Here is a 23,719-nt window from a genome sequence, read left to right as displayed (position 1 = left end):
GAGCGTTGCTCCGCGAAAGGGCGTGTCAGCGCCCGGATCAAGGAGGGCGGGTGATGCCACAGAGGCGTGACATATTCAAGAGGATCGAAAGCGGAGGTGGTCGCTGGCGCACTTCTTCTCCCGGGCAGGGAAAAGAAGTGCGCCGCAAGGGCTGATGGCTGATGCCGAACTCAGAGGGCCGTCATCATTCGGCAGCCATTGCCCTTGCCTCCCGTACCACCGGTTCCTCCACCTTTTTTCCGCCCATCAGGCGGCCGAGGAGGTTTCCGAAGCGGTCCATCTCGACGAAGATGACTGGGGTGATGAACAGCGTCAGCATCTGCGAGACGATCAGGCCGCCGACGACGGCGATGCCGAGCGGCTGCCGCAGCTCCGAGCTTGCGCCGGTGCCGAGTGCGATCGGCAGGGCGCCGAGCAGGGCGCAGAAGGTCGTCATCATGATCGGCCGGAAGCGCCGCACGCAGGCCTCGTGGATTGCCGCCGTCGCCTTCTCTCCCGTGGTGCGCATGGTCTCCACCGCCACGTCGATCATCATGATCGCGTTCTTCTTGACGATGCCGATCAGCATCAGCAGCCCGATCAGGGCGATGATCGACAGGTCGAAGCCCATGATCTTCAAGGCCAGCAGCGCACCGAAGGCCGCCGCCGGCAGGCCGGAAAGAATGGTCAACGGGTGGATGAAGCTTTCATAGAGCACGCCGAGCACGACATAGATGGTCAGCACCGCCGCCAGGATCAGATAGGGTGTATTGCCCTGCGACTGCTGGAAGATCTCCGCCGTGCCGCCATAGGAGGTGAAGACGTCGGTCGGCATGCCGATGTCTTTCTTGATCTGGTCGATCGCCGCCGTCGCGTCGCTGAGCGAGACGCCCTCCGGCAGGTTGAAGGAAACGGTGGTCGAGACGAGCTGGCCGGTCTGGTTGATGGTGACCGGGCCGGTGGTGCGCTGGACATGCGCGAAGTTCGAAAGCGGCACTAGGCTGCCGTTGGACGAGGCAACGCGGATCTCCGACAGCTTCTGGTCGTCCCAGGGCGTGCTCGTGTCGTATTCGACGATGACATCGTAGCTGTCGCCGGTCGACTGGATTTCCGCAGCCGCATATCCGCTGAAGGATTCCTGCAGCGTCGTGCGCAGCGTGTCGTTGTCGATCCCGTAGGCGGCCGCCCGCTCGGTATCGATGACAATATTGGCCTGCAAGGCGTTGTTCTGGGCATCCGAGGTGACGTCGGTGAACAGCCGCTCCTTGCGCATCGCCGCCTGGACCTTGCCGGCCCAGAGGTTGGTCTGGTCGGCGCTCAGCGCCTGGATGACCAGCTGATACTGGCTGGCAGTCTGGCGGCCGCCGAAGCGCAGGCTCTGGTTCGGTGTCACGAAGGCCTGTATGCCCGGGATCTTGTTGATTGCCGTGCGCAGTTCGCGCAACGTCTGATCGAGCGGCGGGCGCTCCTTCTTGTCCTTGAGCTCGACGAACATCGAGCCGTTGTTCTGCGGCTTGTTCGGGTTGCCACCGATCGTCGACATCACGTGGTTGACGGCCGGGTTCGCCTTCACGGCTGCCGCCGCCTGTTTCTGCAGCGCCTCCATGGCGGAATAGGAAATATCCTGCCGGGCCTGAGTGCTGATCGTCAGGCGGCCGATATCCTCCTGCGGGAAGAAGCTCGTCGGCAGCGTCATGAAGAAATAGATCGTCAGCGCCACCGAGCCGATGAACACGCCGAGGATCGTGCCGCGATGGCGAAGGCACCAGCCGACCGCCCTGTCATAGCCGTTGAGCGTCCGCTCGAAGCCGGCGTCGAAGAGACGGATGAGAAGCGGCGGGCGGCTGTGATTGTTGGAGAGGCGCGAGCCGAGCATCGGCGTCACGGTCAGCGAAACGATCGCCGAGGAGATGATGGCGATGGCGACTACCATGCCGAACTCGTTGAAGACGCGGCCGACGACGCCGCCCATCAGAAGGATCGGGATGAAGACTGCGATCAGCGAAACCGACATGGAAATGATGGTGTAGCTGACTTCGCCGGCCCCCTTGATCGCCGCCTCCCGCACCGGCATGCCTTCCTCGACATGGCGCAGGATGTTTTCCAGCATGACGATCGCGTCGTCGACCACTAGACCCACCGCGAGCGTCAGCCCGAGCAGGGAGATGTTGTCGATACTGTAGCCGAGCACATACATCATGCCGAAGGTCGCGATCAGCGACAGCGGAACGGCAAGGCCCGGAATGATCGTTGCGGTCGCATGGCCGGTGAAGAGGTAGATGACGAGGACGACGAGGCCGATCGTCAGCAGCAGCGTGAACTTCACGTCTGCGATAGCCGCGCGGATCGGCTTTGCGGCATCGTTCATGACGACAGTTGTGACCGATGACGGGATTTCGGCATGAAGCTGCGGCAGCTTGGCGTTGATCGCATCGACGACATCGACCGTGTTGGCGTCCGGCTGGCGCTGGATGGCGAGGATAATGCCGCGCTGGCCGTCATACCAGCTGCCGGTATATTGGTTCTCGACGCTGTCCTGCACATCGGCGACATCGCCGAGATGGATCGGCGCGCCGTTCGGATTGGCGATAACAAGCGAGCGGAACTGGTCGGCATTGGTGCGCTGGGTGTTCGCGGTGATGGTCATGCTCTGCGAATTGTTCTGCAGCGTTCCCACAGGCTGCTGGCTGTTGGCCGCAGCCAGCGCCTTGTTGACGGTGTCTATGCCGATGCCGCGGGTCAAAAGCTTGTTCGGATCGACCTCGACGCGCACGGCATAGGTCTGCGCGCCGTAGACGCTGACCTGAGCGACGCCGGGAAGCGTGGAAAGCGACGGCGAGATGATGTCTTCGGCGATTTCGTCGAGCTTGCTGCGCGGCATGGTGTTGCTCTGCACGGAGAGCAGCATGACCGGCGCATCGGCCGGGTTGGTCTTGCGGTAGCTCGGCGGCGTCGTCAGGTTGTCGGGCAGCTGCCGGGTCGCATGCGAGATCGCGGCCTGCACGTCGGCCGCCGCCGCGTCGATATCGCGGTTGAGGTCGAACTGCAGCACGATGCTGGTGCTGCCGAGCGAGCTAGACGCGCTGATTTCGCTGATCCCGGGGATAGTCTCGAACTGCTTGATCAGCGGCGTGGCGACCGAGGTCGCCATGGTCTGAGGCGAAGCGCCGCTCAGCTGCGCCGAAACGTTGATGGTGGGAAAATCGACCTGCGGCAAGGCTGCGACCGGCACGAGCTGATAACCGGCAAGGCCGGCCAGAATGACGCCGATGGCAAGCAGCGTCGTCGCGACGGGGCGCTGAATGCAGAAATTGGGGATCATGGCTGACCTCCCACCACGATCGTCTGGGACGGTTGCTGCCGGGGCTCATCGGCGGAAGCGACATCGAGCGTCTTGTCGTCGAACTGCTCCTTGATCGCCTGCTGGTCGCTGAGCTGGCCCTGACCCTCGACGACCACATGGTCGCCTTCCGAAAGGCCCGATTCTATCGCGGTAAAGCCGCCATTGGCCCGGGCGATGGTGACGGGGGTCAGATGCGATTTGCCGTCCTTGGCGACGAAGGCGAAGAAACCGTCCGGGCCGGGGCTGACGGCAACCGTCGGCACGACCACCTGCTGTTCGGCATTGTCGAAATGCACGACGATGTTGACCGACTGGCCGGGCCAGAGCGCGCCGGAGGCATTCTCGAATTTCGCCTTGGCGAGGATCGTGCCGGAGGCGGTGTCGACCGTGTTGTCGTAGAAGCTGATCTCGCCCTTGCGGACCTGCCCCTTGCTGGAGGAGGGAACCGTGCTGACCTCGACCGGGCCGGCTGCGAGCGCGTTCTTCAGCTCGCGCAGATAGCGTTCCTGCAGGTGGAATTTCACGTAGATCGGATCGTATTTCGCGATGGTGACGATTGCCGAGCCGGCATTGACGAAAGCCCCCTTGCTGATGGCGATGTCGCCGAGCCGGCCGTCGAAGGGCGCGCGAATGTCGGTATTTTCGAGAATGATCTGATCCGAGGCAAGCGTCGCCTTGTCCGCATCGACCGTGGCCGCGGCGGTGTCGCGGGCGGCTCTCGCCTGATCGAGGCTCTGCTGGGTGCCGGCCTTCTGGTCGAATAGGTCCTGCGCCCGCACCAGCGCCGTTTCGGACTCGGAAAGGGTCGCGGTGTCGCGCACGATCATCGCATTGTCCTTGTCGACGGCGGCCTTGGCCGTCCGGTCGTCCAGCTTGGCGATCAGGTCGCCGGCTTTGACGGTCGCCCCATCCTGGCCGTTGATGCTGACGATCAGGCCCTGCTCCTGCGCCGCGATGGTCGTGTTGTCGTCGGCATCGGCCCATCCGGACGCCGTCACATCGGTCGGCAGCGCCGTTTTCACCGCTGCGACCGTTTTGACGACCGTCGGGCCGCCGCCACCGCGCCGGCGGCCGCCGCCCTGATGTTGCCCGCCGTCCACTCCCTGATCGGCCTGTGCCTGCTCTCCGCCGGTACTGCCCGCCGGCTGTTTGATCAGCTTCGAGAGGTATGGCACCTGGGCGGCATAGGGAATAAAATTGCCGAATTGCCAGAGGCCGACGGTGGCAACAGCGACAACGCTGACGGTGATCCAAAATTTCTTCATGGGCGAGACCGGTCTTGGGCAAGGTTGCGAAAATTTATGCCCTGATTGAGCCGCTTATATTGCGGCGCAAAAAAGACATAATTGCCCGGTCGCGATCACTAAGTGGTTATAAGGGCTTAAATTTTTGTAATGAATATTCCGTAATATTCAAACTATACTAATATAGGAGCAGTGTAACCGCGTGCGGTTCGACGGGTGATTTCGCAAGAAAGACGGCGTCGATCCACAGCCCGTCGATTGCTTGGCAAGAGGCGGTAAAAGAGAAGGTAGGGTCGTCATGGCTGAGTTGGACGCCAGCGAATTTCGCTCTCTCATAACAAGCGTGTTTCCTCATCTCACCGGCGCGGTCTTCCGGCTGACGGCAAAGAGCTGGGATTCGATGGCGGTCGATGTGGACGACACACTGATCTTCAAGTTTCCCCGCCATCTCGGCGCTGAAAGAGCGCTGGTGAAGGAAGCTGCCGTACTCGACATCATCAGGCCGTCGCTATCGATGGCAGTTCCCGATATGCGCATTCATGACGGGCCGCCGATCTTCTCCAGCCATGCGAAGCTCGAGGGCGAACATCTCATCGCCGAGGATTATGATGCGCTCGGCGAAGGCAATCGTCAGCATCTCGCGGATGACCTCGCGCGTTTTTATGCCGAGCTGCACGAGCTCGATGCCGATCGGCTGCGATCGGCTGGCGCCGGTGCGATACAGCCATGGAAATCGCCGGAGGCGGTGCGAACCAAGGCCCTGCCGCTGCTTGCGCCTGACATCCAGAACTTCGCGCAGGCCGTTGTTGCGGACTTCGAAGCCTTGCCGCCGGATCCTTACGGCAATGTCTACGGCTTCTTCGACGGTCACGGCTGGAACATGGCCTTCGACTATGCGCAGGGCAGGCTCAATGGGATCTACGATTTCGCCGATTCCGGTTTCGGCCCGCTGCACCAGGAGTTCATCTATTCGAATTTCATCTCGCCCGATCTGACCTCGCGCATCGTCTCGGCCTATGAGGGGCTGACCGGACGCAAACTCGACCGGCGGCGCATCGCGATCCTCACAGGCTTCCATCGGCTTTCCGAACTCGCGGAACTGGCAGACGATCCTCTGAATGTCGAACAGATGACCCGGAGCGTGGCGGCATGGGCCGCCGCCTCCCGCCTCGGCTGAAAGCGCCTTCAGACGGATCGCGCCGCGCCGCCATCGCAGCGGATGAGCGAGCCGGTGATGTAACTTGCCGGCTGGCTGCACAGGAAGGCGGCCGTGGCGGCAAATTCCTCGACCTTGCCGTAGCGGCCGACCGGGATGCGCGCCTCCTTGTCGGTGCGGATTTCCTCCAGGCTCTTGCCCGTCCGCTTGGCGGCGGCGCCGTCGAGATCGTCGAGCCGCCTCGTCAGGATGCTGCCCGGCAGCAGCAGGTTGGTGGTGATGCCGAAACCTGCCACTTCGGAGGCAAGCGTCTTGCTCCAGCCGGCGAGCGCCGGGCGCAGCGTATTGGACAGCGCCAGATTGGGGATCGGTTCGATCACGCCTGAGGAGGCGACCGTCAGGATGCGGCCCCAGCCCTGCGCCTTCATGCCGGGCAGCAGCGCATTGGTGAGCGTGATCACGCGGGCGACCATCGAGAGGAAATAGGTTTCGAGCTTTTCGGCCGTCATGTCCTCGGTCGTGCCGGGTGCCGGGCCGCCGGTATTGTTGACGAGAATATCGAGCCCGCCGAACTTCTCCTTCACCGCCGTCGTTGCCGTCTGCACGAAGCCTTCATCACCGAGATCGGCCCAGATCCAGTCGGCCTTGCCCTTGCCTTCGGCATTGATCGTCTTGCAATTGGCCTCCAGCTGTTCGCCGCTGCGCCCTGAGAGCAGCACGTTCGCTCCTTCCCGCGCCAGGGCCGTGGCAATGCCGAGGCCGAGACCGCGTGAGGAGGCGAGAACGAGCGCGCGTTTGCTGTTGATGCCGAGATCCATGACTTTGCTCCGATATCTACGAGCGATGTATGCGCAAGCGACGGAAAAGGAAAGGGAGCCAGGCCGGCTTGCAACCGTTTGATAATTGACGTTAACGTAAACGTTATATAATCCTGCTTTGGGGATGAAGATCATTGGGGGAATTGGAGGATCGGCTGTCGTATCTCGGCTCGACAATCCAATTTCGTTTTGACAAGAAGTGCCCATGAGGGATGACGGCCGCCTGCGGCCAAGCGGAGACGAATGGATGAGCGAGATGACAGATCTGCCCGAACGCGAGAGCATGGAATTCGACGTGGTGATCGTCGGCGCCGGCCCGGCCGGTCTTTCGGCGGCGATCCGGCTGAAGCAGGTCAATCCGGAGCTTTCGGTCGTCGTCCTGGAGAAGGGGGCCGAGGTCGGCGCCCATATCCTCTCCGGCGCGGTGGTCGATCCGATCGGCATCGACCGGCTGCTGCCCGGCTGGCGCGAGGATGCCGATCATCCCTTCAAGACCGAAGTGACCGACGACCAGTTCCTGTTACTCGGGCCCGCCGGCTCGATCCGCCTGCCGAATGTCATGATGCCGCCGTTGATGAACAACCATGGCAATTACATCGTCTCGCTTGGGCTCGTCTGTCGCTGGCTGGCGACGAAGGCGGAGGAACTCGGCGTCGAGATCTATCCGGGCTTTGCCGCCGCCGAAGTGCTCTACGACGACAAGGGTGCGGTGATCGGTGTCGCCACCGGCGACATGGGCATCGAGAAGAACGGCGAGCCGGGACCGAACTATACCCGCGGCATGGAGCTGCGCGGCAAATATACGCTGATCGGCGAAGGCGTGCGCGGCTCGCTCGCCAAGCAGCTGATCGCCAAGTTCGACCTGCAGAAGGATCGCGAGCCGCAGAAGTTCGGCATCGGCATCAAGGAACTCTGGCAGGTCAAGCCGGAGAACCACAAACAGGGCCTGGTGCAGCACTCCTTCGGCTGGCCATTGGGGATGAAGACCGGCGGCGGCTCCTTCCTCTATCACCTCGAAGACAATCTGGTGGCGGTCGGCTTCGTCGTCCACCTCAATTACAAGAACCCCTATCTCTATCCCTTCGAGGAATTCCAGCGCTTTAAGACCCATCCTGCCATTCGAGGCACCTTCGAGGGCGGCAAGCGGCTTTCCTATGGCGCGCGCGCCATCACCGAGGGCGGCTATCAGTCGGTGCCGAAGCTGACCTTCCCCGGCGGCGCGCTGATCGGCTGTTCGGCCGGTCTCGTCAACGTGCCGCGCATCAAGGGCAGCCACAATGCGGTACTGTCGGGCATGCTGGCGGCCGAGAAGCTGGCGGCTGCCATCGCGGCCGGCCGCAGCCATGACGAGGTGGTCGAGATCGAGAGGGAATGGCGGGCGACCGACATCGGCAAGGATCTGAAGCGCGTCAGGAACGTCAAGCCGCTGTGGTCGAGGTTCGGCACGGCGATCGGCGTGGCGCTCGGCGGTCTCGACATGTGGACGAACCAGCTCTTCGGCCTGTCGCTCTTCGGGACGCTGAAGCACGGCAAGACCGATGCGGAAAGCCTGGAGCCGGCCTCCCAGCACAAGCCGATCGCCTATCCGAAACCGGATGGCGTCCTGACCTTCGACCGCCTGTCCTCGGTGTTCCTGTCGAACACCAATCACGAGGAGGACCAGCCGGTGCATCTTCAGGTCAAGGACATGAGCCTGCAGAAGGCCTCCGAACTTGGCATCTATGCCGGCCCGTCGACGCGCTACTGTCCGGCCGGCGTCTATGAATGGGTGGAGAAGGACGGCGACAAGCTCTTCGTCATCAACGCCCAGAACTGCGTCCACTGCAAGACCTGCGACATCAAAGACCCCAACCAGAACATCAACTGGGTGCCGCCGCAGGGCGGCGAGGGGCCGGTCTATCCGAATATGTAAGGCGGATCAGCATCGCGGCCGACAATTTCACGTGCTGACGCCTTCGTGATCGGCTGTTGGTGGCCGGTCTTAGCCATTCGTTAACCATAAATTCCTTAGGTTGCGACATCTTATTGACGCACTAAGGACACATTCATGACGATCTCCCGCCGGGGCTTTCTGATTGCTCTGCCTCTTGTTGTGGCTGGCTGCTCTTCGACCGGCCTGAACAGTCAGACGAATTACGCAGCGCTTCCCGATGAAAAGTTTCCGCTGAAGCAGGTGCCGATCGACAAGATCAAGCCTGAGCTTCGCCGTCAAGAAGTCTCCTACGACACCGCGCATGCGGCAGGCACGATCGTCGTCGATACGCCGGCGCGTCGCGCCTATTATGTGCTTGGGAACGGCCGGGCGATGCGCTACGGCGTGGGTGTCGGTCGCGAGGGGCTGGCATTTGCCGGTGGTGCCTATGTCGGGCGCAAGGCGGAATGGCCGAGCTGGACTCCCACCGAAAATATGCAGCGCCGCGAAGAGCGCTACCGCAGGCTTGCCGGTGGCATGCCGGGCGGCCCGAACAATCCGCTCGGTGCACGGGCGATGTATCTTTATCGCGGCGGCAACGATACGCATTTCCGTATTCATGGCACGAACCAGCCGGAATCGATCGGTTTGGCCATGTCGAGCGGCTGTATCCGCATGATGAACCACGACGTGATCGACCTCTATAGCCGCGTGGATGTCGGCGCCAGGGTAGTCGTCATCCAGGCTTGAGCGGTAAGCGGCCTCATTGAAAAAGCCGCCGCAGCGATGGCTGCCGGCGGCTTTTGGCCTGGTGGCTGGCGATGGCGCGTCAGTGACGGCGTGCGGCAATCCCGGTCGAGAGCGCCACGCCGATGCCAGTGATCACGGCGGCGCTGATTTCGGCGGTGCCAGTCGTTTCACCGAGCAGGAAGCCGCCGCCGAGCGTGGCCAGCACCGGCGTCAGCGCGGTAAAGGCGGCGGCCTGCGTGCCGCCGAGGGTGCGGACGGCCGTGCCGTAGGCGACCATGGCGACGAGACCGGAAAGAATGCCCTGGCTCAGCACCTGCAGGCCAATTTCCGAAAGCGGGGCTTGCGGCAGCGAGATGCCGAAGACGAGGGCGAGCACGGCCATGATCAGGAAGGACCAGGCGGCAATCAGCGCACTCGCCTGAATGGCTGTCAGGCCCGAGCGGCGGAAGGCATGGGTATAGCTTGCCCAAAGCACGGCGCCGGCGGGCAGCAGGACGAAGCTCGTCCAGGGCAGCGAGGCATCGGCCAGGCTGCGGGCGAGCAGGACGAGAACACCGCCGACGATCGCCAGCAGCCCGGCGATGCGCGTGACATCGGGCCGCTCCCGAAACAGCAGAATGCCGATCAACGCCGTGGCAAGCGGCATCGAGCCGCCGAGCAGGATGCCCGAAGAGGCGGCCGGTGTGGAGTGAATGGCAAGCGTCGTTACCAGGAAGAAGATCGCGCCGCAGCCGGCGACCATGATCGCCAGAAGATGAAGCGGCAGGCCCTTTGGCAGCAGGCCGATCCGAAGCCAGACGGGCGAAAGCGCGAGTGCCGGAATGCCGAAGCGGATGAGGCCGATATCGATTGGGCCGAGCGAGGTCGCGGCGCTGTGGCGGGTCGCCAGAAACCAGCTCGCCCAGATCAGCACAGTAATGGTGCCGGCGGCATAACCGAGGGACTGCGAAGGCGATTTGTCGTTTGAAAATGCGATCGTGCTCATCGTCCTAATCCTTTCCTCCGTCCGGATCCTGTCCGGCTGAAGTGAAGATTAGCGCTAGATGCTGGGGCATGTCCTTGCTATCTGTGGCTAGAAAATCATGCTATACGCAATCTTCTGCCAAATGACGCCGATGGATATTATGAAAATGCCAAATCTCGATAAATTCGATATCGCCATCCTGAAGTGCCTGCAGGAAGATGCCCGGGCCACCAATGTCGAGATCGCCGAGAAGGTAAACCTTTCGCCGTCGCCCTGCCTGCGCCGCATCCGCAATCTCGAGCGAACCGGCATTATCCGCGGATACACAGCCGATATCGATCGCAAGGAAGTCGGCCTCGGACTGACTGTCTTTGTTGAGTTCAAGGTCGTCCACCACAGCCGCGAGAATTCGGAGGCCCAGCAGAAGGCGCTGCTGGCCATCCCCGAGATCGTCTCCTGCTTCCTGATCTCGGGCACGGCCGATTTCCTCGCCGAAGTGGTGGTGGAGGATCTCGCCGCCTATGAGCGGCTTCTCACCGAGACGCTGCTGACCCTGCCCAATGTCAGCGACATCCGCTCGAACTTCGCCATCCGCAGCATCAAGACCCATGGGCCGTTGAAGCTGCCCGAGGGAAGGTAAGTTCCCAATAGTTTTTCTCGCTAATAAAAATCCCTCCCCACAAGGGGGAGGGACTCATCTGGGGCACCGTCTCGCTTTCCATCAAGGGTCAATATTTGGGATGCGGGTGCGGCGGTTTAAGCCCCTCCCTCTTGTGGGGAGGGGTTGGGGAGGGGTCTTGGGTGCTATAGCAGCGTCCCGCTGAGGATGAGCAGCGCCACCGAGAAGTAGATGACGAGCCCGGTGACGTCGACCAGGGTGGCAACGAAGGGGGCCGAGGCGCTGGCCGGATCGAGGCGCAGCTTCTGCAGCAGGAAGGGCAGCATCGAGCCGCAGATCGAGCCGAAGGTGACGATCCCGATCAGGGCGGCAAACACCGTGATGGCGACCATCTGCCAGTGCGGGCCGTAATCGTAGAGCCCTGCCGTCTGCCAGAAGACGATACGGACGAAGCCGACGAGGCCGAGGATCGCGCCGAGCACGATGCCAGTCGGCAACTCGCGGAAGAGCACCTTCCACCAGTCCGAAAGCTTCAGTTCGCCGAGCGCCAGGGCCCGGATGATCAGCGACGTCGCCTGCGAACCGGAATTGCCGCCCGAGCTCATGATCAACGGGATGAACAGCGTCAGCACGACCGCCTTTTCCAGCTCGCCTTCGAAATGCTGCATGGCGCTTGCCGTCAGCATCTCGCCGAGGAAGAGCGCGGCGAGCCAGCCGGCGCGCTTGCGGATCATGCCGGCGAAGCTGATCTTCATATAGGGCTGGCCGAGCGCTTCCATGCCGCCGAATTTCTGGGCCGCTTCCGTCGTATCGGCGATCATCGTATCGATCACGTCGTCGACGGTGACGATGCCGAGCATCTGGCCATGTTCGTCGGTCACTGGCAAAGCGAGCAGGTCGTGCTTGCGGATCAGCCGGGCGACATCCTCCTGCTTCATCAAGGGATCGGCCGAAACGGGCGCGCCCTTCTGAGCCACCGTCAGGATGGAGGCGTTGGGTTCCCCAGTGATAAGGCGGCGCAGCGTCACCACATGCATCAGCGCATGGCTGACCTCGTCGAGCACATAGATGGCATAGACGGTCTCGCGCGAGCGTTCGACCTGGCGCACATGGTCGAGCGTCTGGGCGACGGTCCAGCTGCCCGGCACGCTGACGAATTCCGTCGTCATGATGCCGCCGGCCGTGCGCGGCGGATAGCCCATCAGGTGCTGGATCGCGATGCGAACCGGCTCGTCCAGGCTGGCAAACAGCCGGGCGCGGGTCTCGCCGTCGAGTTCGAGCAGCACGTCGGCGACACGGTCGTTGGACATGCCGTGCAGCAGCCGTGCGGCATCCTCTGCACTCAGCAGTGCGAGGATCTCGGCGGCGTTGCGAAGCTCCGGCCGGTCGAGGATGTTGACGGCATAATCGAGCGGCATGCCTGATAGCACGCGTCCGGCATCCTGCACGGTGAGCGCGTTCAAGGCTTCGACGCGTTCTGCGATCGTTGCGCCGCGGCTGTTGTTGATAAAGGCACGGGCGGCATGGCCTGCCCGGAGTGGGAAGCGATTGATGTTCATTGAGGCTCGCCTTTCCGTCGATCCGCCGTAGCGTCCGACGAGCGAGCCGACAGGAGTCGGTCAGCGCACGAGGGCCGCGTACGGCAAAGGCAATCGACTGCTACTGTCGCTTGGCATCTGAGTGATGGCTCCGTTGAAATCCGTGGACGACGAGTGTCATCCACGTGTCATGCTAGGTGGTCCCGAACGCGGAATAAGTCAAGCGGGGTAAACGCTTAACGCCAGAATGTCGCACCCCGGGCGGACCGCATTATCAGGCTGAGGCGCCCTGCCGGCTGCGACCGCGTCGCTCCAGGCGCGCCGAGGCTGCAAAAACGAAGAGCCCAAGGAAGGACAGCGCCGCGCCGACATAACCGGTTGCGGCAAAACCGTAGCCCCAGGCAATGACGAGGCCGCCGAGCCAGGCGCCGATCGCGTTGGCGATGTTGAAGGCGGAATGGTTGGAGGCGGCCGCAAGCGTCTGCGCATCGGCGGCGACATCCATCAGCCGCGTCTGCAGCGCCGGGCCGGCGGCAAAACCGCAGCCCACCAGGAAGACCGAGAGGCCGAGCATATAGGGATTGGCGGCGGTCAGCGAGAAGGTGGTCAGCACGACGATATTGTAGACAAGCGAGCCGCCGATCGTGCCGAGCAGCGACTTGTCGGCAAGCCACGAGCCGATGAAATTGCCTGCATTCATGCCGACGCCGAAAAGCACCAGCATGATCGCAACCGCGCTTTCCGGCAGCATCGCGACTTCGGTCGTCGTCGAGGCGATATAGCTGAACATCGCGAACATGCCGCCATAGCCGACGGCGGCAATGCCGAGCGTCAGCCACACCTGCGGCCGGCGGAAGGCGCCGAGTTCGCGCAGGAAGCTCGCTTCTTCGGAAACCCTGTCCTTCGGAACGTAAATCCAGATCAATGCCACCGTCAGCAGGCCGACGATGCCGACCGACCAAAACGCCACCTGCCAGTCGAGCGACTGGCCGAAAAACGTCGTCAGCGGCGTGCCGAGAAGCGTCGCGACGGTGAGCCCGAGCATAACGCGTCCGACGGCGCGTGCCCGCCGATAAACCGGCACCGTCGAGGCGGCGACGAGGGCGGCGACGCCGAAATAGGCGCCGTGCGGCAGGCCGGTGACGAAGCGCAGAAACGTGAAGGATTCGAAGGTCGGCGCCACGGCGCTTAATATATTGCCGATGGCAAAGACCAGCATCAGCGTCAAAAGCAGCGTACGGCGCGCCATCTTCGCGGCGAGCACGGCAATGACGGGCGCCCCGACGACGACGCCGAGCGCATAGGCGCTGATGACGTAGCCGGCCTGTGGCGTCGTGACGGAGAAAGTCTCGGCGACATTGGGCAGCAGTCCCATGATCGCGAATTCGCCGGTGCCGATGCCGAAGCCGCCGCAGGCGAGCGCCAGTTGAGCCAAGGCTACGGACGTTGCCGACGGCAGCTCGTCCTCCGGCTGGGTTCCGATGGAATCATAGATGGCGATCTCACTCATGAGAGCTCCTCGGGACGGTTCTGCTTGGCAATGGCCCCAGGCGCAAGCGCGGCCGCGAGGCGATCGTGATACATGGCGGGAAGGGGAGACGATCTCTCCGATATCTGATCTATCCATGATATACGGGCGGGCGTCGAGTGCATTTTTCGCAGTGCAGCGTCCTGCTATGTGCATATGTCCGTTGCAATATTTGCATTTCTGCTATTCTTGCGGAAAAGCGGCTGTGCTTGAAATCTCCAATGCCGCAACCATCTCAGAGGCAAAGGCAGGAGCAGTTCCGCGCCAGGGACGGGAGCCCGTATGAAGCTTGTAGGCTTTTTCAATCGCGACGGCGGCACCTTCAGGACAACCGACATGGCGGCCTACGAAAAGAGGGCGGAGGCGGCCTTTCGCGATGCCGGGCATGATTTCGATGCCATTGTCTTTTCGGGCAAGGAAATCATTCCCGCGATGGAACGGGCGGCCAAGCGCGACGATATCGACGGCATCGTCGCCGGCGGCGGCGACGGGACGATTTCGGCGGCGGCGTCGATCGCCTGGAAAAACGGCATCGCGCTCGGCGTCGTGCCGGCCGGCACCATGAACCTTTTCGCCCGCTCGTTACGCGTACCGCTCGATATCTGGCAGGCGCTCGACGTATTGGCGTCCGGGGAGGTCGATAATGTCGATATCGCCAGCGCCAACGGCCGGCCCTTCATTCATCAGTTTTCGGCCGGCCTGCATGCCCGCATGGTGCGCTACCGCAACGCCTACAGCTACCGCTCGCGGCTCGGCAAGATACGGGCAAGCACCAAGGCCGCTCTCGGCGTGATCTTCAATCCGCCTGAGTTCGAGGTGGAGTTCGAGGCGGCCGGCATGCGGGAGCGCCGCTGGGTCTCGGCAATCTCCGTTTCCAACAATCCCTTCGGCGAAAATGCGCTGCTCTATGCCGATAATCTCACAAGCGGCGAACTCGGCTTTTATACGGCAAACCCGCTGAAGCCGCTCGGCGTCGCCCGCCTCGCGATCGACATGCTGCGCGGCAAGGTGCGCGAGAATGCCGATGTCATGGTGATGCATCCGGCCGAGGTACACTTGCATTTCCCGAAACTACGCCGCAAGGCCAATTGCGTCATGGACGGCGAATTATTGCCGCTCCAACGCGATGTTTCGATCCGGCTGCATCCGGGCGAGCTGAAGGTCCTCGTCAAGCAGGGGCTCGCAGCCCAGGTGGAGGAAGGCGAACGCCGTGAGCCCGCTGCGTGAGCTTCAGAGCCGCGGCAGATAGGTGCGGTAGTCGAAATCCGATACTGTCCGCAGATGCGTGAGCGCTTCCTTGCGCTTGCTATCGCCGTAGAGTGCCTGGTAGCGCGCGCCGAAGATATCGGCGATGAATGGCGAGGCGCGGAAGATCTCGACCGCGCTCAGGAAATCATGCGTCAACCGCGTCGTATTTGCCGGCGTGTACGACGGCGTCGTCTCCTCGCCGGGATCGAGTTCGCCGTCGAGGCCGTTGAGCATGCCGCCGAGGATCGCCGCAAGCAGCAGATAGGGATTGGCGTCGGCGCCGGCGACCCGATGCTCGATGCGCGCGGCTGGCCCGTCCTTGTCAGGTATGCGGATCGCGGTGCCGCGGTGGCCGGTGCCCCAGGTGAGATCGACGGGTGCGAAGGAGCCCGGCTGGAAGCGCCGGTAGGAATTGGCGAAGGGGGCGAAGACTAACTGCGCCTCGCGCATGGTCGAAAGCAGTCCGGCCGCGACCGATTTCAAAAGCTTCGGGTCGCCGCCCTTGGCATCAAGGATATTGCGGCCTTGCTCGTCGACGATGCTCGCATGCACATGCAAGCCGGAGCCGGCATGTTCGGAATAGGGCTTTGCCATACAGGTCGACTTCAGCCCGTGGTGGCGCGCCGCCTGCTCGGCGATACGCTTGAGATAAAGGCAATCGTCGGCCGCAGCCAGCGCAGCGGGGCGGTGCAGGAGGTTGACCTCGAACTGGCCGGGGCCGAACTCCGCCGTTGTTGCATCCACCGGCAGTCCCTGCGCTTTGGCATAGGCTCTCAGCGTCCCAAGATAATCGTCGAGCGTATCGACGGCACTCATGTCGTAGAGCTGGAAACCGTTCGGTTCGTCGCGATAGGTAAGGCTTTCCGGCGGGGAGGGGCGTCCGGTCTCGCGCCAGTCCCCGGCCATGACGTAGAATTCCAACTCGGTCGCCACGACGGGTGTCAGCCCGCGCGCGGCATAGCGCTCCAGCACCGAAGCGAGGATGCCGCGCGGATCCATGAAGCTCGGGCTGCCGTCGAATTCGTGCATGGTGGCGAGCACCTGCATCGAGCCCTCCGGCGCCCAGGGCATCGGCGCGAGGCTGCGCCGATCTGGGATGACCTTGCCGTCGGGATCGCCGATCGTCAGCGACAGGCCGGTAATGTCGTCATTGTCATCGCCCCAGATGTCGAGCGATTGCGTCGACGTCGGCAAGCGGATCTCGCCGGCCCAGACCTTGCCTTCGGCGCCTGATGGAAGCTGCTTGCCGCGCAGCTCGCCGTTCATGCCGACGATCAGGATCTCGAAACGCGGATCGCCGCCCTCGGCCTTGCCGTCCATCCTGTCGCTCGCCATGGCCTTGAAAATCCTCCGGGACAAGGCCAAGCTCCTATCCCATCGACAACAGCCTTTCAATCCGCGAGGGTTTTTTAACAGTCATGCCCGATACTTACCCGCCCTCGAACCTTGCGGCCATCGACGCCGCGCATCACCTGCATCCCTTCTCCGACATGAAGAAGCTGAATGCCGATGGCACCCGCATCATCCAGCGCGGCGAGGGCGTTTACATCTTCGACGATCACGGCAGGAAATATCTCGACGGCTTCGCCGGCCTCTGGTGCGTCAATATCGGCTACGGCCGCCGGGAGATCGCCGAGGCCGTCGCACGGCAGATGAACGAACTGCCTTATTACAACACCTTCTTCGGCACCAGCTCGACGCCGACGGTGCTACTGGCGCAGAAGGTCACCTCCCATGCCGGCGATCGGTTCAACCATATCTTCTTCACCGGTTCCGGCTCGGAGGCGAACGACACCTGGTTCCGCATGGCCCGCGTCTATTGGAGCGCCGTCGGCAAGCCGTCGAAGAAGATCGTCATCGCCAGGAAGAACGGTTATCACGGCTCGACCGTCGCCGGCGCCAGCCTCGGCGGCATGAAATACATGCACGAGCAGGGCGACTTGCCGATCCCTGGCATCGTCCATATCGGCCAGCCCTACTGGTACGGCGAGGGCGGCGATCTCTCACCTGCCGAATTCGGTCTCAAGGTCGCTCGCGAGCTCGAAGCGAAGATCGACGAGCTCGGCGAGGAAAATGTCGCGGCCTTCGTCGCCGAGCCGGTGCAGGGCGCCGCCGGCGTCATCATCCCGCCCGAGACCTATTGGCCTGAGATCGACCGCATCTGCAAGGCACGCAATATCCTGCTGGTGACCGACGAGGTGATCTGCGGTTTCGGCCGTCTCGGTGCCTGGTTCGGCCATCAGCATTTCGGCGTCGAGCCGGATCTGGCGCCGATCGCCAAAGGTCTCTCCTCCGGTTATCTGCCGATCGGCGGCGTGCTCGTCAGCGATAGGATCGCCCAAGTGCTGATCAACGAGGTTGGCGATTTCAATCACGGCTTCACCTATTCCGGCCACCCGGTCTGTGCGGCGGCCGCACTCGAAAACCTGCGCATCATCCAGGAGGAAAGGCTGGTCGAACGTGTGCGCGACGATATCGGCCCCTATTTTGCCAAGGCCTGGGCGGCTCTGGCCGACCATGATCTCGTCGGCGAGGCTCAGAGTATCGGCCTGATGGGCGGCCTGCAGCTGGCCGCGGAGAAGAGCACGCGCACCCGTTATGACAAGCCTGATCGGATCGGCGCGTTGGTGCGCAACCATGCGCTCGCAAACGGCCTCGTGCTGCGCGCCACCGGCGACCGCATGCTGGCCTCGCCGCCGCTTGTCATCACTCACGCGGAGGTGGACGAGATGGCAAAGATTACCAAGCTGGCGCTGGATTTGGCCTGGAAGGAGCTGAAAACGTGATTCTGCTCAGCCGGGTTGATTGATCCAGGCATAGCCGAAGCGATAGCTATCGTTGCCGCGTCCGTAGAGATAAGGCACGTCGATGACCGACGCCTCAGGTGCGGTTAAGCCGAGATTGGTTTGGAGCCATTGTGCCATAGCCGGCGGGAGAGCTTCGCTGCCCGCCTTCGGCGGCACGAGCCACACGAGAAGAAGCGGCCGGCGGCCTGAGATATCCGGCTTGAAGCCGGGATAATCCACGGAAAGGACCGGCACGTCAGGAATATCCTGCCTGAGATTGCCGGCGAGCAGGCTGTCGCCGGCAAGGATCGCTGCCGGTTCGGCCTGTTTGCGCAAGGTTGCGAGCATCTCGGCATAAGGCCTGTTCAAGCGTTCGTAATGACCTGAGAAGCGCGCGCTCGCCACGCTGCCGTAAAGGGCGACCGGCACGCCGATCATGATGACGGCGACGACGGGCATGAAGCGCCGGAAAGCCTTGTCGGTTTCGACGGCTGCCGCTTCGACCTTCAGGCAGAGATAGAGCGGTAGGATGAAGAGCATCGGCACCAGCCAGCGATCCTTGATGCCAGCCGCGCCGCCGAAGACGATCAACAGCAGAATGCCGATGACGAAGACGAGCATCATCCGTTCGAGGAGCCGCGTCCATTCCGTTTGGGCGGCGAACGCCAGGCGAAAATTCCTGCCGAAGACGACAGCGAATACCGCCACGGTCAATCCGGCGAAACTGAGGATGGCGAGAACGAGCGAACTGACACCCATGGCCACCTGCATGGGATAGCTCGCATTGTCGCTCGCGGTCATCTTCTCCAGGGTGCGGGCTGTGGCGAAGTCGAGATTGTCCTTCAGCCAGAAGAGATGCGGCAGGGTGATGATAAGTGCCACGACAGCGGTCACGGCCAGCCGCCTATCGAAGATCCGCGCTCGCCAGCGCGCATCCGCCAGCGCGGCGATTAAGGCCGCGGCCGGCAGGATGGCGAAATTATACTTGGCGAGCAGTCCGAAACCGATGCCGATGCCTGTTATCAGATAGGAGGCGAGGCTTGGCTGCTTCAGGCTGCGGACGAAACCGTGGAAGAAGATGCTGGCCGAGAAGAAGACCGCGACCGTGTGCGTCAGGTCGCGCTGCATCTCGAAAACCATCTGCGGGATCGTCAGCAGGCCGAGTGTCGCGATCGCGACCAGCGCCTTGTCGCGCAGGATGAGCCGCGCCGTCAGGCCGTACAGCAGGTAGGAGATGAAGAGCAGAAGGTTTTTGACGACGGACAGGGCGACAAGCGAGACGCCGGCAAACTGGAAGACGGCATATTGAAGCCAGTTGTAAAACGGCGGCTGCGGACCGTAGCCGGCGGCGAGCCATTGCGAGCGAAACGCCTGTTCGGCCTCGTCGAGATCGAGCGAATGCGAGGTGGCAAGCCGCACGCCGACCTGAAGCACGAAATAGGCGGCCAGCAGCAGAAAAATCCAACGCATGTCGCGAAGGCTGGTCTCGGTCATCTACTTGCTCCCGGCTGAACCCAGGCGTAGCCCAGCGCGAAATTATCGCCCTGGCGGCCGAAATAATAGGGAAGCGACAAGGCGCCGATCTCCTGCGGCGCAATGCCCGCTGCCGCGAGCGCCGATGAAAACCGTTCCGGCATGACGGCATCTGCGGCCGTCGCCGTCTTCTTGCCGCGCCAGACGATCAGCACCGGTCCGTCGGATGTCGCATAGGCGGGGATGCCGGCAACCGGGAAGTCAGGGATAACGATGGGCACATCGGGAAGCTGCAGGCGCATGTTTCCGCCGATATAGGTATCCGAGGCAATCACCAGCGCGGGCTTGGCCTGCCGCGTCACTTCGCGCACGAGATCGGCCATCGGCACGTTCGGCCGGCTATAGGTGCCGATCAGCCCGGCGCCGACGACGCGGAAGCCGAGCGCGATCAGCACGCAGCCCATCAATACCGGCACGACGGGCCGGAAGCGGCGCAGTCCGGCGGAAAGGTCGAGCCCGGCCGCCTGCATCTTCGCCAGGAAATAGATCGGCAGGACCAATAGGAACGGGTCGAGCCAGCGTTCACGCACCATGGTGGAGCCGGTGAACAGCACGATCAGGAGAATTCCCGCGAGGCTCGCGAGCATCATCCGTTCCATCATCCCAGTCCAGCGGTTTCTGGATGATAGAGCCCGGAAGAAATCCCGGCGGAAGGCGGCGGCAAAAATCGCGACCGGCAGCGCCGCGAAGGCGATGATGGCGACGAGAAAGGCAAGGATGCCCTTGCCGATCCGCTGGGCGCCGGCCGGTTCGTTGCCGGCGGCCATCTTGACCAGAGTATCGGAGGAGGCGAAGTCGAGATTGCTCCGCAGCCAGATCGCGTGCGGCAGAACGATGACGAGCGCGACGGCGATCGCGATAAGCAAGCGCCAGTCGAGCACCCTGCGCCGCCATTGAGCGTCGGGCAGGATGGCGATCAGCGCGACGGCGGGCATCAGCGCGAAATTATACTTCGCAATCAGTCCGATGCCGGTCGCAAGCCCGAGCAGCAGATAGCTGCCGATGCCGGGCCGGTCGAGCGTGCGGAAGAAGCCGTAGAGGAAGAGCGAGCTGGCAAAGAGCAGGGCCGTCGTGTGGGTCAGGTCCTGCTGGGCCATGTAGGAGACCTGGGGCAGGGTGATCAGCGCCAGCATCCCGACCGCGGCCAGCACCTGGTTCTTCAGCGCCTCGCGCCCGGCGAGGCCGTAGAAGAGGTAGCACAGGAAGAGCAGGATATTTTTCGGGACGATCAGCGCGCCGATCGACATGCCGGTCACCGAAACGACGGCATATTGCATCCAGTTGTAGAAGGGCGGCTGCGGGCCGTAGCCCGCCAGCAGATATTGCGAGAAGAAGGATTGCTCGGCCTCGTCGAGCTCCAGAGAGTGCGGCAGCACGAGCCGCAGTGCGATGTTCAGCACGAAATAGGCTGCAAGCAGCAAGGCCGCGGTTCTGATCGTCCTCGTCGCGCGTTCCAGCATCGTGCTGCCGGTTTACGCTTGGCTTTGATCGTCGAAGATCTGCCGTACGATGTAGTTCGGAGAGGCGTCGTCACGATAGTAGGTGCGCGCGATCATTTCCGCCAGGATGCCGGTGGTGATCATCTGCACCGACGAAAGAAGGAGCACGACGCCGACCATCAGCATGGGCCTCGTGCCGATATCGTTGCCCAGAATGAATTTGTCGAAGCCGAGGTAAAGCAGGATCAACATGGCGACGGCGCCGAGGCCGAGACCCAGCGAACCGAAGAAATGCCCCGGCCGCGCCTTGTAGCGCATGAAGAACATGACGGAGAGCAGGTCGAGGATGACGCGGAAGGTACGCGAGATCCCATATTTCGAAACGCCGTGTTCGCGGGCATGGTGGGTGACGGCCATCTCGCCGATGCGCGAGCTCGGCACGACACCGGCGACCCAGGCCGGGATGAAGCGGTGCATTTCGCCCATCAGCTTGACCTGCTTTATGATCGAGGCACGGTAGATCTTCAGACTGCAGCCGTAATCGTGCAGCTTGACGCCGGTGATGCGGCCGATCAGGTAGTTGGCGCACCATGAGGGGATCTTGCGCAGGAACAGACCGTCCTTGCGGTTTTTGCGCCAGCCGACCAGAAGGTCGAGTTGCCGCCGTTCCAGCTCGGAGACCATCTGAGGAATATCCTTCGGATCGTTCTGCAGATCGCCGTCCATCGTCGCGATCAACCGGCCCCGGGCGGTGTCGATGCCGGCCTGCATGGCGGCGGTCTGGCCGAAATTGCGCTGCAATTCGACGATTCTCAGCGCCAGCCCCTCGCGCCCGACGTACTTGCGGGCGTTGACGAGCGTCGCATCGGTGCTGCCGTCGTCGACGAGGATCAGCTCCCAGCGATGGGGATATTGAGCCATTGCCGCGACGATGCGTTCGACCAGCGGGCCGACGCTTTCCTCTTCGTTGAAAACGGGCACGACCAGCGACAGCTCGAGCGATTGTACCGGATCATTCGTCCCGCGAATGGGCTCTACCGTTGTCTGCAACTTTCATCTCCAAAAGGCCGGGCGGCATGGCAGTTCTTACTGCCGCCACCGCGTTTGCGGAAGCCTACTACATGAACTGTCCGTCCGTTGCCAGCGGCCAATGCCGGTTTCCCCGCAATCGGTCGACTTGCCGCAGCGCTATTTCGCGCCTCCCTCCACCCAGGAGTAGCCAATGGAGAAGGTATGTTTGCCGTCACCGAAAAGATAGGGCAGCGTCAGGGTATTTATCTCTTTCAGCTGAATACCCGATTTGACGAGATCGTTGGCGAAGCCGGGAGAAATGGTCGGATCATTTGCGGTTTCGCCGCGCCAGACAACCAGCACCGGCCCCTTCGCCGTCGCATATTCGGGAACCCCGGGACCGGGGAAGAACGGGATCACGACGGGAACGTCGGGAAATTCCAGCTTCATGTTGCCCGCCACGAACTTGGTCCCGGCCACGATGAGAACCGGTTTGCGGGTCGCGGTCAGTTCCGTCACGTAGTTCGCGAAGGGTACGTTCGTTCTCGTATAGGTGCCGACATATTGAATGGCGACAATGCGCAGCAGCAGGATCGACAGGATGACGATCATGAAGACAGGCACTACGGGCCGGAAGCGGGCAAGGCCGGCGGAGAGATCGAAGCCTGCCGTTTCCAGTTTCAGGAACAGATAGATCAGCAGGACGAGCAGGCACGGGTCGAGCCAGCGCTCGTGGATGTCGCTCGCGCCGGCAAAGACGACGATGCCGGCGAAGGCGAGCAGGCTGACAACCATCATCCGCTCGATCACCCGGATCATCGGACTGGACGAGTAGAGCGCCCGGAAGAAATCCCGCCGGAAAGCGGCCGCGAGGATAACGATCGGCAATGCGACGAAGCCGAGTACGGCGATGACGAGGGACAACAGCCCCTGCCCGATGCGGGGAAGGCCGGCAGCGGCCTCGTGCTCGGCGGTCATCCGCTCCAATGTCGGGGCCGAGGCGCTGGCGAGATTATCGGGCAGCCAGAGCGCATGCGGCAGCACGATCAGAATGCCGATGACGACGGCCGGCAGCAGACGCCAGTCGAACAGACGGCTGCGCCATTCCCGATCCGGCAGGACCGCGATGAAGGCGGCAAACGGCAGGATCGCGAAATTATACTTGGAGATGACGCCTATGCCGGTGGCGATGCCGATGACGAGATAGCTGCCGATCGTCGGCTGACGCAGCGTGCGGAAAAAGCCGAAGAGGAAGAGCGAGGTCGCAAACAGCAGAGCAACCGTATGGGTGAGCTCGCGCTGCGCCATCAGGCCGACCTGCGGCAGGGTAATCAGGCTCAGCATGGCGATGGGCGGGAGAAGACGGCTCTTCAGCACCTCGCGGGCGGCCAGACCGTAGAAAAGATAGCAGCCGAAGAGAATGATGTTCTTCGGAACCGAGAGCGCCCACATCGTGATGCCGGTCACCGAGACGATGGCGTACTGGATCCAGTTGTAGAAGGGCGGCTGCGGGCCGTAACCGGCCAGAAGATATTGCGAATAGAATGATTGCTCCGCCTCGTCGAGATCGAGCGTGTGAGGCAAGGCGATGCGGAGCGCGATGTTCAGCAGGAAATAGACTGCCAGAAAAATGCTGGCGCTCTTGATGCTTTTGGTAATGCGCTCCAACATCGATCTCCAAGTCAAGCCGGCAAGGCCTCGCCATCTTTCGGTCTGCCGCGCGGATCGCCGGCTCGAGGCGGTCCCCGCCGTCGCCGCCATCAACTCCGCCGTTGTGCGCAACCTTCATTTCTCCTAAAACGCCGGGGACGGAGCCGAGGCCCATGCCGACGCCAAGCGAGGAATGCCTAC

Annotated in this window: 17 protein-coding genes; 6 read left to right on the top strand and 11 right to left on the bottom strand. The window is 62.6% G+C overall.

Features of this window, described 5'->3' with window-relative positions:
* Window positions 1–184: 184 nt before the first annotated feature.
* Both ATY77_RS16030 and ATY77_RS16025 read right to left on the bottom strand, forming a co-directional pair.
* On the bottom strand, window positions 185–3,301 hold the full coding sequence (locus ATY77_RS16030) for an efflux RND transporter permease subunit (protein WP_088688079.1): 3,117 nt from the start codon (window positions 3,299–3,301) through the stop codon (window positions 185–187).
* A complete protein-coding gene (locus ATY77_RS16025; RefSeq protein WP_088688078.1) occupies window positions 3,298–4,587 on the bottom strand; it encodes an efflux RND transporter periplasmic adaptor subunit in 1,290 nt (429 codons plus the stop codon). Before ATY77_RS16025 ends, ATY77_RS16030 begins: the two co-directional genes overlap by 4 nt.
* Before the next feature lie 277 nt (window positions 4,588–4,864).
* Between ATY77_RS16025 and ATY77_RS16020 the strand changes: the two genes are divergently transcribed.
* On the top strand, window positions 4,865–5,743 hold the full coding sequence (locus ATY77_RS16020) for an aminoglycoside phosphotransferase family protein (RefSeq protein ID WP_088688077.1): 879 nt from the start codon (window positions 4,865–4,867) through the stop codon (window positions 5,741–5,743).
* Window positions 5,744–5,751: 8 nt separating this feature from the next.
* On the opposite strand, the gene ATY77_RS16015 is transcribed toward ATY77_RS16020, so the two are convergent.
* Window positions 5,752–6,540 (bottom strand): SDR family oxidoreductase, encoded by a 789-nt coding sequence (locus tag ATY77_RS16015; protein WP_088688076.1) that lies wholly within the window; start codon window positions 6,538–6,540, stop codon window positions 5,752–5,754.
* 247 nt (window positions 6,541–6,787) lie between these two features.
* Here ATY77_RS16015 and ATY77_RS16010 point away from each other — a divergent pair, with 247 nt between their 5' ends.
* The gene (locus ATY77_RS16010) at window positions 6,788–8,452 is read left to right on the top strand and encodes an electron transfer flavoprotein-ubiquinone oxidoreductase (RefSeq protein WP_088688075.1); all 1,665 of its coding nucleotides are present in this window, start codon (window positions 6,788–6,790) and stop codon (window positions 8,450–8,452) included.
* 135 nt (window positions 8,453–8,587) lie between these two features.
* Complete coding sequence (locus tag ATY77_RS16005) at window positions 8,588–9,202, top strand: L,D-transpeptidase (RefSeq protein ID WP_088688074.1); 615 nt, start codon at window positions 8,588–8,590, stop codon at window positions 9,200–9,202.
* Window positions 9,203–9,281: 79 nt separating this feature from the next.
* On the opposite strand, the gene ATY77_RS16000 is transcribed toward ATY77_RS16005, so the two are convergent.
* On the bottom strand, window positions 9,282–10,187 hold the full coding sequence (locus ATY77_RS16000) for a DMT family transporter (protein WP_088688073.1): 906 nt from the start codon (window positions 10,185–10,187) through the stop codon (window positions 9,282–9,284).
* Between the two features lie 97 nt (window positions 10,188–10,284).
* Here ATY77_RS16000 and ATY77_RS15995 point away from each other — a divergent pair, with 97 nt between their 5' ends.
* Window positions 10,285–10,806 (top strand): Lrp/AsnC family transcriptional regulator, encoded by a 522-nt coding sequence (locus ATY77_RS15995; RefSeq protein ID WP_190237640.1) that lies wholly within the window; start codon window positions 10,285–10,287, stop codon window positions 10,804–10,806.
* A 164-nt stretch (window positions 10,807–10,970) separates the two neighbouring features.
* Here the strand turns inward: ATY77_RS15995 and mgtE are convergent, their stop codons facing one another.
* Window positions 10,971–12,344, bottom strand: a complete 1,374-nt coding sequence (gene mgtE / locus ATY77_RS15990; protein ID WP_088688072.1) for a magnesium transporter — start codon at window positions 12,342–12,344, stop codon at window positions 10,971–10,973.
* 253 nt (window positions 12,345–12,597) lie between these two features.
* A complete protein-coding gene (locus ATY77_RS15985) occupies window positions 12,598–13,833 on the bottom strand; it encodes an MFS transporter (protein ID WP_088688071.1) in 1,236 nt (411 codons plus the stop codon).
* 300 nt (window positions 13,834–14,133) lie between these two features.
* Between ATY77_RS15985 and ATY77_RS15980 the strand changes: the two genes are divergently transcribed.
* Window positions 14,134–15,078 (top strand): diacylglycerol kinase family protein, encoded by a 945-nt coding sequence (locus ATY77_RS15980; RefSeq protein ID WP_088674527.1) that lies wholly within the window; start codon window positions 14,134–14,136, stop codon window positions 15,076–15,078.
* Window positions 15,079–15,081: 3 nt separating this feature from the next.
* Here the strand turns inward: ATY77_RS15980 and ATY77_RS15975 are convergent, their stop codons facing one another.
* Window positions 15,082–16,434 (bottom strand): glutamine synthetase family protein, encoded by a 1,353-nt coding sequence (locus ATY77_RS15975; RefSeq protein ID WP_088688070.1) that lies wholly within the window; start codon window positions 16,432–16,434, stop codon window positions 15,082–15,084.
* Between the two features lie 83 nt (window positions 16,435–16,517).
* On the opposite strand from ATY77_RS15975, the gene ATY77_RS15970 reads away from it, so the two are divergent.
* Complete coding sequence (locus tag ATY77_RS15970) at window positions 16,518–17,885, top strand: aspartate aminotransferase family protein (protein WP_088688069.1); 1,368 nt, start codon at window positions 16,518–16,520, stop codon at window positions 17,883–17,885.
* 6 nt (window positions 17,886–17,891) lie between these two features.
* On the opposite strand, the gene ATY77_RS15965 is transcribed toward ATY77_RS15970, so the two are convergent.
* From ATY77_RS15965 to ATY77_RS15950, 4 genes are all read right to left on the bottom strand, one after another.
* The gene (locus ATY77_RS15965) at window positions 17,892–19,379 is read right to left on the bottom strand and encodes a glycosyltransferase family 39 protein (protein ID WP_088688068.1); all 1,488 of its coding nucleotides are present in this window, start codon (window positions 19,377–19,379) and stop codon (window positions 17,892–17,894) included.
* Window positions 19,376–20,878: a glycosyltransferase family 39 protein gene (locus ATY77_RS15960; RefSeq protein ID WP_088688067.1), complete on the bottom strand. Its 1,503-nt coding sequence runs from the start codon at window positions 20,876–20,878 to the stop codon at window positions 19,376–19,378. The genes ATY77_RS15965 and ATY77_RS15960 overlap by 4 nt, the downstream gene beginning before the upstream one ends.
* A gap of 12 nt (window positions 20,879–20,890) precedes the next feature.
* Window positions 20,891–21,907: a glycosyltransferase family 2 protein gene (locus ATY77_RS15955; RefSeq protein WP_088688066.1), complete on the bottom strand. Its 1,017-nt coding sequence runs from the start codon at window positions 21,905–21,907 to the stop codon at window positions 20,891–20,893.
* A gap of 138 nt (window positions 21,908–22,045) precedes the next feature.
* On the bottom strand, window positions 22,046–23,539 hold the full coding sequence (locus tag ATY77_RS15950) for a glycosyltransferase family 39 protein (RefSeq protein ID WP_088688065.1): 1,494 nt from the start codon (window positions 23,537–23,539) through the stop codon (window positions 22,046–22,048).
* Between the last annotated feature and the right edge of the window lie 180 nt (window positions 23,540–23,719).

The sequence above is a fragment of the Rhizobium sp. R634 genome (genome assembly GCF_002211305.1).
GTDB lineage: Bacteria > Pseudomonadota > Alphaproteobacteria > Rhizobiales > Rhizobiaceae > Rhizobium.
Note: the sequence above shows the minus strand (reverse complement) of the source record. Positions and strands in the feature narration are given on the sequence as shown.